Annotated in this window: 11 protein-coding genes and 1 riboswitch; of the genes, 5 read left to right on the top strand and 6 right to left on the bottom strand. The window is 68.3% G+C overall.

The features are described from left to right. Window positions 1–30: 30 nt before the first annotated feature. The 3 genes from VN11_RS16550 to metX are packed head-to-tail and all read right to left on the bottom strand — an operon-like array spanning window position 31 to window position 3,358. Entirely contained in the window at window positions 31–1,098 is a 1,068-nt protein-coding gene (locus tag VN11_RS16550; RefSeq protein ID WP_053450522.1) for a homoserine dehydrogenase, read from the bottom strand. Continuing rightward, window positions 1,095–2,330 carry an O-succinylhomoserine (thiol)-lyase gene (locus VN11_RS16555; protein WP_053450523.1) on the bottom strand — a complete coding sequence of 412 codons (1,236 nt, stop codon included), beginning with the start codon at window positions 2,328–2,330 and terminating at the stop codon, window positions 1,095–1,097. The genes VN11_RS16550 and VN11_RS16555 overlap by 4 nt, the downstream gene beginning before the upstream one ends. Further along, window positions 2,327–3,358 (bottom strand): homoserine O-succinyltransferase MetX, encoded by a 1,032-nt coding sequence (gene metX / locus VN11_RS16560; protein WP_053450524.1) that lies wholly within the window; start codon window positions 3,356–3,358, stop codon window positions 2,327–2,329. The genes VN11_RS16555 and metX overlap by 4 nt, the downstream gene beginning before the upstream one ends. 77 nt (window positions 3,359–3,435) lie before the next feature. Continuing rightward, a riboswitch (SAM riboswitch) is annotated at window positions 3,436–3,554 on the bottom strand. A 149-nt stretch (window positions 3,555–3,703) separates the two neighbouring features. On the opposite strand from metX, the gene VN11_RS16565 reads away from it, so the two are divergent. From VN11_RS16565 to VN11_RS16580, 4 genes are all read left to right on the top strand, one after another. Next, window positions 3,704–4,588, top strand: coding sequence for a M23 family metallopeptidase (locus tag VN11_RS16565; protein WP_053450525.1), 885 nt, complete (start codon window positions 3,704–3,706; stop codon window positions 4,586–4,588). Between the two features lie 66 nt (window positions 4,589–4,654). Next, window positions 4,655–6,259, top strand: a complete 1,605-nt coding sequence (locus VN11_RS16570; RefSeq protein ID WP_053450526.1) for a peptide chain release factor 3 — start codon at window positions 4,655–4,657, stop codon at window positions 6,257–6,259. A gap of 174 nt (window positions 6,260–6,433) precedes the next feature. Further along, window positions 6,434–7,072, top strand: a complete 639-nt coding sequence (gene trhA / locus VN11_RS16575; RefSeq protein ID WP_005418403.1) for a PAQR family membrane homeostasis protein TrhA — start codon at window positions 6,434–6,436, stop codon at window positions 7,070–7,072. Between the two features lie 84 nt (window positions 7,073–7,156). Next, complete coding sequence (locus VN11_RS16580; RefSeq protein ID WP_053450527.1) at window positions 7,157–9,130, top strand: AsmA family protein; 1,974 nt, start codon at window positions 7,157–7,159, stop codon at window positions 9,128–9,130. Window positions 9,131–9,623: 493 nt separating this feature from the next. Here VN11_RS16580 and VN11_RS16585 read toward each other — a convergent pair whose 3' ends face one another. From VN11_RS16585 to mtgA, 3 genes are all read right to left on the bottom strand, one after another. Further along, complete coding sequence (locus VN11_RS16585; protein WP_053450528.1) at window positions 9,624–10,055, bottom strand: CBS domain-containing protein; 432 nt, start codon at window positions 10,053–10,055, stop codon at window positions 9,624–9,626. Continuing rightward, window positions 10,015–11,034, bottom strand: a complete 1,020-nt coding sequence (locus VN11_RS16590; RefSeq protein WP_053450529.1) for a glycosyltransferase family 2 protein — start codon at window positions 11,032–11,034, stop codon at window positions 10,015–10,017. The genes VN11_RS16585 and VN11_RS16590 overlap by 41 nt, the downstream gene beginning before the upstream one ends. Before the next feature lie 64 nt (window positions 11,035–11,098). Beyond that, window positions 11,099–11,848 carry a monofunctional biosynthetic peptidoglycan transglycosylase gene (gene mtgA, locus VN11_RS16595; protein ID WP_006464101.1) on the bottom strand — a complete coding sequence of 250 codons (750 nt, stop codon included), beginning with the start codon at window positions 11,846–11,848 and terminating at the stop codon, window positions 11,099–11,101. Window positions 11,849–11,925: 77 nt separating this feature from the next. On the opposite strand from mtgA, the gene VN11_RS16600 reads away from it, so the two are divergent. Continuing rightward, window positions 11,926–12,819 (top strand): Hsp33 family molecular chaperone HslO, encoded by an 894-nt coding sequence (locus tag VN11_RS16600; protein WP_053450530.1) that lies wholly within the window; start codon window positions 11,926–11,928, stop codon window positions 12,817–12,819. The last annotated feature ends 29 nt before the right edge of the window (window positions 12,820–12,848 follow it).

The following is a 12,848-nucleotide window of genomic DNA, read 5'->3' on the forward strand; positions in this document are numbered from 1 at the left end:
GGGGCGCGCCGGGCGATGCCCGGCGATCCCTTACCGCACGATGCGCAGCACGTCATCCAGCAACGCGGCGGCGGTAACTTCCGCGCCCGCGCCCGGCCCCTGGATCAACAACGGCTGGCGCTGATAGCGATCGCTGTGGATGGCCACGCGGTTGTCGGTGCCCGCGCCCTGCGCCAATGGATGATCGGCAGGCAGCTCACGCAGGCCCACCTGCGCCCCCTGGCCATCGACGCGACCGACAAAACGCAGCACGCGGCCGTTGTCGCGCGCCTGCTGCCAGCGTGCCTGCAGCGGCGCATCCAGCTGTTCCAGCGCGGCTACCGCATCTTCCAGCGGCAACGCGGCGAGCGTCTCAGGCACCAGCGAATCCACCTGCACCTGCGACGCGTCCAGCGCCAACCCGCTGCTGCGGGCCAGGATCAGCAGCTTGCGGCGTACATCCTCGCCGGACAGGTCCAGGCGCGGATCCGGCTCGGTGTAGCCAGCCGCCAATGCTTCGCGCACTGCGGCCGAGAACGGTGACTGGCCGTCGTAGCGATGGAACAGCCACGCCAGCGATCCGGACAGGACGCCCTCGATGGCATGGATATGATCACCGCCGGCCACCAGCGCGCGCAGGCTGCTCAGCAGGGGCAGGCCGGCCCCCACGGTGGCGCTGTCGCCGTAGCGTGCACCGCTGTCGGCGCAGCTTTCGGCAATTGCCTGCGCGCGCGCCAGCTGCGCGCCTCGCCCCAGCTTGTTGGCGGTCACCACGTGCACGCCGCGCGCCAGCCACTGCACATGGCGTGCAGCCACGTCTTCGCTGGCGGTCGCGTCAACCACCACGTCGCCACGCTCCAGTCCTTCGGCGCTGGCCCACGGCGGAGCGCTGTGGCCATCACGCGGTGCACGCCGTGCCAGCTCCAGCGGCAATGCCAGGTCACGATCGATCGCCAGCGCGGTACGCGAATTGGCCAACCACTGCACGCTGGGCAGTTCCAGCCCGCGTGCCTGCAGCGCCTGGTAGCGCTGCACGAACGCCGAACCCACCGTGCCGGTGCCGAGCAGCGCCAGGCGTCCCGCGCCCAGCGCGGGAATTTCAGCGGCCAGTGCGCTCATGCGTCCACCACCTGTTTGCGGCGTGCAGCGGCATCGATCACCGCTTCGGCGCGCTGCAGCGCCGCGCCGAGATCGGCCAGCAGGTCACGCTCGGCCTCGATGCCCACTGACAGGCGCAGCAGCCCTTCGCTGATCCCGGCCGCCGCACGCGCTTCGGCGGTCATCGCCGCGTGGGTCATGGTCGCCGGATGCGCGATCAGGCTTTCGACGCCGCCCAGCGATTCGGCCAGGGTGAAACAACGCAGGCCATCAACGAACGCGCGCACCGCCGCATGCGGATCGTCGCCGGCACAGTGCGCCAGCTCGAACGACAGCATCGCGCCGAAGCCGTCCTGCTGGCGTGCGGCGATGGCATGGCCCGGGTGATCGGCCAGGCCCGGGTAGTACACCGCGCCGACCGCCGGATGCTGGTCCAGCAGGGCAACGATCGAGGCGGTGTTTTCCTGGTGCACGCGCAGGCGCGCATCCAGCGTGCGCAGGCCGCGCAGGGTCAGGAAGGCATCGAACGGCGAGCCGGTCAGGCCCAGCGCATTGCCCCACCACACCAACTGCTCGTGCAGTGCCGGATCGCGCGCGACCACTGCGCCACCGACCACGTCGCTGTGGCCGTTGATGTACTTGGTGGTGGAATGCAGCACCAGGTCCGCGCCGAATGACAGCGGCTGCTGCAGGGCCGGCGACAGGAAGGTGTTGTCGACCACGACCAGCGCGCCCGCCCTGTGCGCGGCGTCGATGACGAAGCGCAGGTCGGTGATGCGCAGCAGCGGGTTGGACGGGGTTTCCACCAGCACCAGCTTCGGCTGGGTGGCCAGTGCCTGCGCCAGCGCACGCGGATCGGTCAGGTCGGCGGTGACCAGTTCGAAGTGGCCCTTCTTCGCCAGCGCATTGAACAGCCGCCAGCTGCCACCGTAGGCATCGTGCGGCACCACCAGGGTGTCGCCCGGCTGCAGCAGCGCGTTCAGCACCAGATTGATCGCGCCCATGCCGGTGGCGGTGACGACCCCACCTGCGCCGCCCTCCAGTTCCGCAAGTGCTTCGCCCAGCAGGTCGCGGGTCGGGTTGCCACTGCGCGTGTAGTCGTACTGGCGCTTGTTGCCGAAGCCTTCAAAGCTGAAGTTCGACGACAACACGATCGGCGGAGTGACCGCACCATGCGCGGTATCGCGATCGATGCCGGCACGGACAGCGGCAGTGGTACGGCTACAGGACGGCTCGTTGGCGTGCAGGCTCATGCGGACTCTCCAGAAGTACGGAAGGCGGTGGCGAGGATCGCGTCGATGCGATCGGTTTCTTTGAGGAAGGCGTCGTGGCCATAGGGCGAGCGCAGCACGCGCAGGCTGCCGCGCGGGCCCAGTCCTTCAACCAGGCCGACCAGATCGGCCAGCGGCACCAGGCGATCGCCCTCCACGGCCACCACCACGGTCGGCGGCAGGATCGCGGCAGGGTCCACGCGGTGCAGGTCGATCGATTCGGACAGGCGCAGGTAGGCGGTTACCGGCGTGCGCGCGACGTACTGCGCCCCGGCGGCGTCGAGATAGTCTTCGGCGGCCACGCGCACGCGGCCATTGATCACTTCCGGCGCGGCATCGAAGCGCTCGCCGAATTCTTCCGGCGTGCGATAGCTGAGCATGGCGAACTGGCGGGCCAGCGCCAGCCCGTGGTCTTCGCCGCACTGCAGCTGGCCCAGCGCGACGGCGCGGCGCTGCAGTGCGCGCCAGGCCGCGGCATACGGATGCGGGCGATGCGCGCCGCTGGCCAGCACCAGCTGGCGCACGCGGGCACGATGGCGGATCGCGAACTGCTGGCCAACCAGCGCGCCATACGAATAGCCGACGAACGCCTTCAGCGCGCGGATGCCCAGATGATCCAGCAGCAGCGCCAGCGCATCGGCCTGGTCGGCGGTATCGATCGGAACGTCCAGCGCGCCATCTGCCCCGATGAAGTCGAAGGCCAGCACGCGCAGCTGCTGTGGGTCCAGCGCGCGGCCCTTGCCGACCAGATCCTCGGCCCAGCCCTTCTCGCTGAACTGTGCGTTGGACGCCACATGGCGGTGGGCGGAAATGCCACCGGCCAGCACCACCACCGGCGCATTCGCCGGGCCGACCCACTCATAGCGCAGGCGCACCGGGCTGGGGCCGGCGTGACGCATCGACAGCACCGCGGCGAACTCACCGCGCTCGGCATGCACGCGGTCATCGACCGGCACGCTGACGGGGACAAAGGGTTCGGGGCGAAGTGCGGTACTGGCAGCGAAGCTCATGGCGGGATCCGGTTGGGGAATCGGCCATCGAGCCTTCGCGGGGCCCGCGTTCGAGATGCACGTGGGGTGCATGGTTCGAACCATCTTTCGGTGGACGCCACGGTCCCCGCAGGATTTGGCACCTACGCAGTCGCTTGCGCGCCTGCGGGCTGCCCCGGCTTCAAAGGGCCTGTCCCTCTGCCGGTCTCGATGGTGGGGCCACGATGCCAGCCCTTTCCAGCACTGTCAATCCCTTCATGCGGATAAAGCGATGGATATTTGCAGATGAACTCTGCGGAGGCCGTCCCGGTCGTCCCGTTCAGGATCGGGTACAGTCCCGGCGGCCCCTTTTGACCGGAACCACGGATGCCACGCCTGCCCCTGACCTGCCTGCTGCTGTGCCTGCTGGCGAGCGCGACGGCCCATGCAGGCGACTGGCGCCAGGGCTGGGGTCTGGTGCCCAAGGCCGCCCCCGCCATCGCTGGGGAATCGGCCCGGGATGCCACGCCGATGGCTCGACTGCGCCTGCAGCCGGTGGGCGAACAATGGCAGGCGCGGATCGACAACGGGCTGGCGGGGCCGCTGCAGATCGAACTGCGCGCGGCGCCGGGACACCCGGTCGAGGGTCTCCCGGTCGAATCACTGCTGCAGGGTGACAGCAGCCTGGTGGTCGGCCATCTGCCCGCCCCGATCGATGGCCGCATGCTCGATCTGCGCCTGCAGTCGGTGCCGGGCAACCCGGCCGCACAGGCCGAAGATGTCGCCTATCGCCTGCCCTTCGAGGCCGCCCGCCTGCGCGTGGACCAGGCGCCGCAGGGCCGGTTCAGCCACGATGACGAGGAGAACCGCGAGGCGGTCGACTTCGCACTGCCGGAGGGCACCCTGGTGCTGGCCGCGCGCGAGGGTACGGTGATGCAGATCCAGGATGGCTTCCGTGGCAACGGGCAGGACCGCGAACGCGATGCTGCCCGCGCCAACTTCATCCGCGTGCTGCACAGCGACGGCAGCATGGCCCTGTATGGCCACCTGCAGGCCGGTGGCATGCGCGTACGTCGCGGCCAGGCAGTGCAGGCCGGGCAGCCGATCGGCCTGTCCGGCAACAGTGGTTACAGCAGTGCCCCGCACCTGCACTTCGTGGTGCAGGTCAACCGCGGAATGGGCCTGCGCTCGGTGCCGGTGCGCATCTTCGCCGCGCAGGGCCAGCTGCAGTTCGCCCGCCAGGCCGGGGCCGACGGCGGCATCGGGCGCTGACCGGCGCCGGCCGGTATAATCGGGCGCTTATCTCTTTGAAAAGCGCCCCGGGCGGGCGCCACTGCCATGTCCGAAGTCGCCAACGAAGCGTCGCGTCGCCGCACCTTCGCCATCATCTCCCACCCTGACGCCGGCAAGACCACGCTGACCGAAAAGCTGCTGCTGTTCGGAGGCGCGATCCAGATGGCCGGTTCGGTCAAGGGCCGCAAGGCCGCCCGCCACGCCACCTCCGACTGGATGGCACTGGAAAAGGAGCGCGGCATCTCCGTCACCTCCTCGGTGATGCAGTTCCCGTACGAAGGCAAGATCGTCAACCTGCTCGACACCCCCGGCCACGCCGACTTCGGCGAGGACACCTACCGCGTGCTGACCGCGGTGGACTCGGCGCTGATGGTGATCGACGTGGCCAAGGGCGTGGAAGAGCGCACCATCAAGCTGATGGAAGTGTGCCGCCTGCGCGACACCCCGATCATGACCTTCATCAACAAGCTCGACCGCGAGGGCAAGGACCCGATCGAGCTGCTGGATGAAGTGGAAACCGTGCTCGGCATCCAGTGCGCCCCGGTGACCTGGCCGATCGGCATGGGCCAGCGCCTGAAGGGCGTGGTGCACCTGCTGACCGGCGAAGTGCACCTGTACGAACCGGGCCGCAACTTCACCCGCCAGGACTCGACCATCTTCCCGTCCATCGATGCCCCCGGCCTGGCCGAGAAGATCGGTGCGCAGATGCTGGCCGACCTGCGCGACGAACTGGAACTGGTGCAGGGCGCAAGCCACCCCTTCGACCTGGACGCGTACCGCGCCGGCAAGCAGACCCCGGTGTTCTTCGGTTCGGGCGTGAACAACTTCGGCGTGCAGCCGCTGCTGGACTTCTTCGTCGAACATGCGCCGTCACCGCAGGCGCGCTCCACCACCGGCCGCGAGATCGCACCGGAAGAAAACAAGCTGACCGGCTTCGTGTTCAAGATCCAGGCCAACATGGACCCGCAGCACCGCGACCGCGTGGCGTTCATGCGCGTCTGCTCGGGCCGTTTCAGCGCCGGCATGAAAACCTTCCACGTGCGTACCGGCAAGGAGATGAAGCTGGCCAACGCCCTGACCTTCATGGCCAGCGACCGTGAAATCGCCGCCGAAGCGTGGCCGGGCGATGTGATCGGCATCCACAACCACGGCACCATCTCCATCGGCGATACCTTCACCGAAGGCGAAGCGGTCACCTTCACCGGTATTCCCAACTTCGCCCCGGAACTGTTCCGCCGTGCACGCCTGCGCGATCCGCTCAAGCTCAAGCAGCTGCAGAAGGGCCTGGCCCAGCTGTCCGAAGAAGGTGCAACCCAGTTCTTCCGTCCGCTCACCAGCAACGACCTGATCCTGGGTGCGGTGGGCGTACTGCAGTTCGACGTGGCCGCCTACCGCCTGAAGGACGAGTACGGCGTGGAAGCCACGTTCGAGCAGGTCAGCGTGACCACCGCACGCTGGGTCCACTGCAGCAACGAGAAGAAGCTGGAAGAGTTCCGCGAGAAGAATGCGCTGAATCTGGCGCTGGATGCGGCCGGCCACCTGGTCTACCTGGCACCGACCCGGGTCAACCTGCAGCTGGCGCAGGAACGTTCTCCGGATGTGCGCTTCTCGGCCACCCGCGAAGCGGCGCATACGGTGTCGGCAAGCTGAACCGCAAGGGGCCCCGCGGCGGTTCATCCACGCATGGCGTGGATCTGCTGATCGCGGCCGCATCCGCGCAACGCGGGGATTCACCGACCATACGGTGATGGGCGTGCATGCGCCGCCCATCGCGGCGATGATAGAGGGGTGCGGGTCCCCCTCCCCGCGAACGATGCCTACGCCATGTCCACGACTTCCGTTGCTTCGATCCGCGAAGAAATCGCCAGCGCCCTGACCCACGGCCTGGGCGCCGTGCTCGCCCTCGGCGCGGGCGCGGTACTGATCACCCTGGCCGCCATCTACAGTGATGGCTGGCAGCTGGCCGGCGCCATCGTGTTCGGCATCGCGCTGCTGCTGCTGTATACGGCCTCCACCCTCTATCACGCCATCCAGCACCCGGTCGCCAAGGGTCGCCTGAAGGTGTTCGACCACTGCGCGATCTACGTCCTGATCGCCGGCACCTATACCCCGTTCACCCTGATCGGCCTGCGCGGTCCGTGGGGCTGGGGGCTGTTCGCGGCGATCTGGACCCTGGCCCTGGCCGGCGTGGTGTTCAAGCTGTTCTACACCGGCCGCTTCAAGCGCCTGTCCACCGCGATCTACGTGGCCATGGGCTGGCTGGTGATCGTGGCAGTCAAGCCGATGCTGGCCTCGATCGACGGCTGGACGCTGGGCTGGCTGCTGGCCGGCGGCCTGTCATACACCCTGGGCACCTACTTCTACCATCGCGAATCGATCCCCTATTCGCATGCGATCTGGCACCTGTTCGTGATCGGCGGCAGCGTCTGCCACTTCGTCGCGGTCACCATGCAGGTGCTGTAAGACAGGGGCCCGCGCGCGGGTTGTGCACACCGCGCACATGGGTGCTTCGCGCCCCGTCCACGATGAGGGGGCAACCATGACAGCGTGAATGCTGCCGCCTCCCCCGCCACATCGCGCACCTCCCGCTGGCGCCTCCGCCGACCCGGCCCGCGCGGCCGGCGCTGGCTGACGGTCCTGATCTTCCTGCTGGCGGCGGTCCTGCTGTTGATCGCACTGTGGGACTGGAACTGGTTCAAGGGGCCGGTCGAACGCGCCGTGCAGGCGCGTACCGGCCGGGTACTGCACATCGGCCACCTGGATGTGGATCTCGGCCGCACCAGCACGATCCGCGCCGACGCGATCACCTTCGCCAATGCCAGCTGGGCAAAGCAGCCGGACATGGCCAGCGCCGATCGCGTCGAGATCGACGTGCGGGTGTGGCCGCTGCTGCGTGGCAGCGTGCAGTTGCCCGAAGTGCGCTTGACCCGGCCGGACGTCCTGCTGGAAACGGCCCCGCGCAAGGGCGAGCCGGGCAACTGGGATTTCCTCGGTGACAGCGCCGGCGGGCCGGGCCTCCAGCTCAAGCGCCTGCGCATCGATGACGGCCGACTGCAGTTCCTGGATGCGCTCGGCCGCACCGACATCCGGCTGGATGTGCGCAGCGGCCAGCCGAAACAGGCCGATGCCGCACCGCCGCTGCTGGTGCAGGGCAAGGGCCGCTGGCAGGGCAATCCGTTCACCCTGCGCGGCGGCACCGAATCACCGCTGCAGCTGACCGACAGCGACCACCCGTTCCGCATCCACCTCGATGGCCGCGCCGGGGCAACCCACGCGGTGGCCAGCGGCACGCTTACCAATCCGTTCCAGCTGCGCGTGTTCGACCTGCAGTTCGCACTCAGTGGCCAGGACCTGGCCGACCTGTACCCGTTGCTCGGCATCGCCATTCCGTCCTCGCCGCCGTACGCGTTGAATGGCCGCCTCAAGCGCGACCACGACACCTGGCGCTACGAGCAGTTCACCGGCAAGGTCGGCGACAGCGATCTCGGTGGCAACCTGCAGTTCGACGTCGGCGGTGCACGCCCGCGGCTGACGGCCACGCTCGAATCCCGGCGATTGGACTTCGACGATCTGGCCGGCTTCGTCGGTGCACCACCGAAGACCGGCAGCGGCGAGACCGCGAACGCCGAGCAGAAGGCCGAGGCCGCGCGTATCGCCGCCCGTGCCCGGGTACTGCCCGACACGCCCTACAACCTCGGCAAGCTGCGTGCGATGGATGCCGACGTGCGCTGGAAGGCCCATCGCATCAACGCACCCTCGCTGCCGCTGGACGACATGGATGCGCACCTGCTGCTGGATGACGGCGTGCTGCGGCTGGACCCGCTGAACTTCGGCGTGGCCGGCGGCGATATCCGCAGCACGATCCGCATGGATGCACGTCAGGCGCAGATCAGCACCGCGCTGAAAGCCAGCGTGCGCGGCGTGCAGCTGGGCCAGCTGTTCCCGGATGCAAAACTGGCCGAGCAGGCCAAGGGCGGCATCGGCGGCGAAGTCGACCTGAGCGGCCGTGGCAACTCGATCGCCGCGATGCTGGGCAGCAGCAGCGGCAAGGTCGGCCTGGCGATGGGCCGCGGCCATGTCGGCAACCTGGTGATGGAACTGGCCGGGCTGGATGTCACCGAGTCGTTGAAATTCCTGGTGACCGGCGACAAACAGATTCCCCTGCGCTGCGCCTTCGCCGACTTCGGCGTGCGCGACGGGCTGATGACCAGCCAGGCGCTGGCGGTGGATACCACCGATACGATCATCATCGGCGAGGGCACGGTCAGCCTGCGCGATGAGACCCTCGACCTGCTGCTGAAGCCGCGCCCGAAGGACAAGAGCATCCTGGTGCTGCGCTCGCCGCTGCACATCACCGGCACATTCAAGGATCCGTCGTTCCGGCCGGACTTCAAGGCGCTGGGCATTCGTGGCGCGGTGGCCCTGGCGCTGGGCAGCATCGCCCCGCCGGCGGCGCTGCTGGCGACCATCGAACTGGGGCCGGGCAAGGATACCGACTGCGGTGGGCAGTATGCGAAGTAGAGCGTTTGTTCGCGGCGCCTCGTTTTTCCGCGCGTAGAGCCGGAGCAAGGCGACAGGCAGGACACGCCGTAAATACGTCCCTGTAGGCTCGGTCGGCGCATCCATGCGCCTCACGGTCCTGCCTGCCGCCTTGCTCCGGCTCCGGACAGTTTCCTGCGCGCGCGGAACGAGAGCGAAGTTCAAAGTCAAAAGAATGAGCAGAATCAAAAGCCAATGCCAACCAAGGTTGGCATCTACCAGGAGCGGGGGATCGGCACTGAAACGCACCGCGCTCGCGGGAACGTGTCCAGAGGCGGAGGGTGCGGCTGGGCAGGACCGTTGGCGCCATGGATGGCGCCATCGAGCCCCCATGGATGGGTTTACGGCGTGTCCTGCCCAGCCGCGCCCTCCGCCTCCCAACGTATCAGGAAGGCGCTGCTTTGGCTTTGGCTTTGGCGTTGACTTTGAGCTTCGAGAAGCGGGCCGGCGGGCCGCAGGCCCGCCAGCGAACAACTCATCCCGCCACGATGTACTGCTGCAGCTGATCCAGCTCCCTGCGCTGTGCATCGATCACCGACTTCACCAGGTCACCGATGGAAATCACCCCCAGCACCTGCGCGCCCTCCACCACCGGCAGGTGGCGGATACGGAAATCGGTCACCAGCTGCAGGCAGTGCTCCACCTGCTCGCCCGGCGACACCGTCACCACCTGCGCCGTCATGATCTCGGCCACCGCCGTATCGCGCGACGAACGATCCCGCAGCACGATCTTGCGTGCGTAGTCGCGCTCGGACAGGATCCCGACCAGTCGCGGCCCATCCATCACCAGCACCGCGCCGATACCCTTTTCCGCCATCAACCGGATCGCATCGATCACCGCCGCATCCGGTGCGACTGCGTGTACTTCAGGAGACTTGCCGTCCAACAGTTGCCGTACCGTGGTCATCCGCCTGCCCTCCGAGGGTGGGTTGCAGGGCCGAGTCTGCCACGGTGGATGCTAGCCATGCGTCAACCAGGTACAGCGGGCGCTGCTTGGACTCTTCATACAGCCGCCCCAGGTACTCGCCGATCAGGCCCAGCGCGATCAGCTGCACCCCGCCCAGGAACAGGATCACCGCCATCATCGTCGGCCAGCCCGCCACCCGGTCGCCATACAGCGCCGCCTTGACGATCACCCACAGGCCGAACACGAAGGCCACCGCCGCCGTTGCCAGCCCCAGATAGGTGGCGGCCCGCAGCGGCACGGTCGAGAAACCGGTGATGCCCTCCAGGGCGAAGTTCCACAGCCGCCACAGGCTGAACTTGCTGGTGCCGGCCACGCGCGCATGGCGGTGATAGGGCACGGCCACCCGCTTGAACCCGACCCAGCTGAAGAGGCCCTTCATGAACCGATGGCGCTCGCGCATCTCGCGCAGTGCGCTCAGCGCGCGAGGCGACAACAGGCGGAAGTCACCGGTGTCGGCGGGGATCGGCGTGCGCGACAGGCGCCCCATCACCCGGTAGAACATCGCCGCCGTGGCGCGCTTGACCCAGGCCTCGCCATCGCGGGCCATGCGCGTGCCATAGACGTTGTCGTGCCCCTCGCGCCAGCGCGCGACGAACTGCGGCACCAGCTCCGGTGGATCCTGGCCGTCCGCATCGAGGATCATCGCCGCCCCCTCGCGCACCAGGTCCAGGCCGGCCGTCAGCGCGGCCTCCTTGCCGAAGTTGCGCGAGAGCTTCAGCGCCGAGACCCGCGCATCGGCCTGGGCCAGGCCGGCGATCACCGGCCAGGTGTCGTCGTGGCTGCCGTCGTCCACATACAGAATGTGGCCTTCGATGTCGGGCATGCCATCCAGCACCGCGCACAACCGCGGATGCAGCAACGGCAGTGCCAGGGCCTCGTTGTAGGCGGCGATGACAAAAGTAAGCCGTTCACGGGTCATGCCCGGATTGTACGTTGCCGGCACGCATGCGGGCCGCCGCCTGCAGACCCGGCAGGCCGCCTCCTCACTCCTCCGACAGGTACGCCGCCCCACCCAGCTGCCGCGCCTGGCGCTGGATCCATGCCGCACGCCGCTGTACATAGGGCCCCGGCGCCGCCGCGTTGTAGCGCCGTGGTGCCGGCAGCACCGCCGCCAGCCGCGCGCTTTCGGCCGGGCTCAGCCGAGCCGCGTCCTTGCCCCAGAATTTCTGCGCCGCGGCCTGCGCGCCATACACGCCATCACCGAACTCGGCGATGTTGGCGTACATCTCCAGGATGCGCTCCTTCGGCCACAGCGCTTCGATCAGCACCGTGTACCAGACCTCAAGGCCCTTGCGGACCCAGCTGCGGCCCTGCCACAGGAACAGGTTCTTGGCCACCTGCTGGCTGATCGTGCTGGCACCGCGCAGGCGGCCCCCCTTTGCGTTGTGGTCGCGCGCCTTCTCGATGGCCTGCAGGTCGAAACCATTGTGGTCGGGAAAGCGCTGGTCCTCCGCCGCCACCAGCGAGATCGGCAGGCTGGGCGCCATCTGGTCCAGGTCGCGCCACTGGTAGTGCAGCCGATAGGACCAGTCCGCCTCGCCCAGCGCCTCGCCGTAGCGCCACAGCATCACCATGGACCCGGGCGGATCGATGAACCGCAGTACCAGTACCTGCAGGCAGCTGAAGGCGGCCAGCAGCACCGGCAGCCACAGCAGCCGCTTCCAGCGCCAGCGCCTGCGCCGAGGCACGTCCGCCCCGGCCTCGACCTTGTGCTGCTCTCCCGCTGCCCCCATTACTGGTGCATCCTTCTTCTGTCTGGTTGTCGGCGCATTATCCGGCAACCGCCTCCGTTTACGCGCGATGTGAGCCGATGACCGCCAACTCCGATTCCCTGATCCGCTTCCTGCTGCCCGACGCTGGCGTCCGTGGCGTCCACGTGCGCCTGCAGGCCACCTGGCAGGAGATCCTGTCCCACGCCCAGTACCCGGATACCGCTGCCGAACTGCTCGGCGAGGCCTGCGTGGCCTCGGCGCTGTTCACCGGCCACACCAAGATCGATGGCCGCCTGTCGATCCAGCTGCGCAGCAGCACCGCCCTGCGCACCCTGTTCGCCGAATGCACCGCCGCAGGTACCCTGCGCGGCATCGCCCAGCTCAGCGACGGTGCCGACGCGCCGCGCGACCTGTCCAGCCTGGGCGATGACGCCCTGCTCGCGATCACCATCGAGAACCCGGGCCTGGACCCGCGCGAACCGCAGCGCTACCAGAGCCTGGTCGGCCTGACCGCACCGGAACTGGACGAAGCCTTCGAGGACTACTTCCGCCAGTCCGAACAGCTGCCCACCCGCCTGCTGCTGGCCGCCGACCGCACCGGCGCCGCCGGCCTGCTGCTGCAGAAGCTGCCGGGCGACGAAGGTGACGAGGACGGCTGGGCCCGCGCCAGCGCCCTGTTCGAGACCCTGGGCAAGGCCGAACTGCTGGCCACCCCGGCCGAGCAGTTGCTGCACCGCCTGTTCCACGAAGAGAAGCCCGAGCTGATGGGCAGCAAGCCGCTGTCCTTCGCCTGCTCCTGCTCGCGTGAACGGGTCGCATCGATGCTGCAGTCGCTGGGCGAGGACGAAGCCCGTGCCGCCGCCGAGGCCACCAACGCGGTCGAGGTTCGCTGCGAATTCTGCGGGCGCGAGTATCACTTTCCTTTGACGGAGTTCGGCATACTGTTCCACGGTGCCGAGGGGACTGTGCCGGCACCTGAACGGCTTCAGTAATCGGCTGGTCTTGCATCTGGGGGGATCAA

The organism is Stenotrophomonas maltophilia (genome assembly GCF_001274595.1).
GTDB lineage: Bacteria > Pseudomonadota > Gammaproteobacteria > Xanthomonadales > Xanthomonadaceae > Stenotrophomonas > Stenotrophomonas forensis.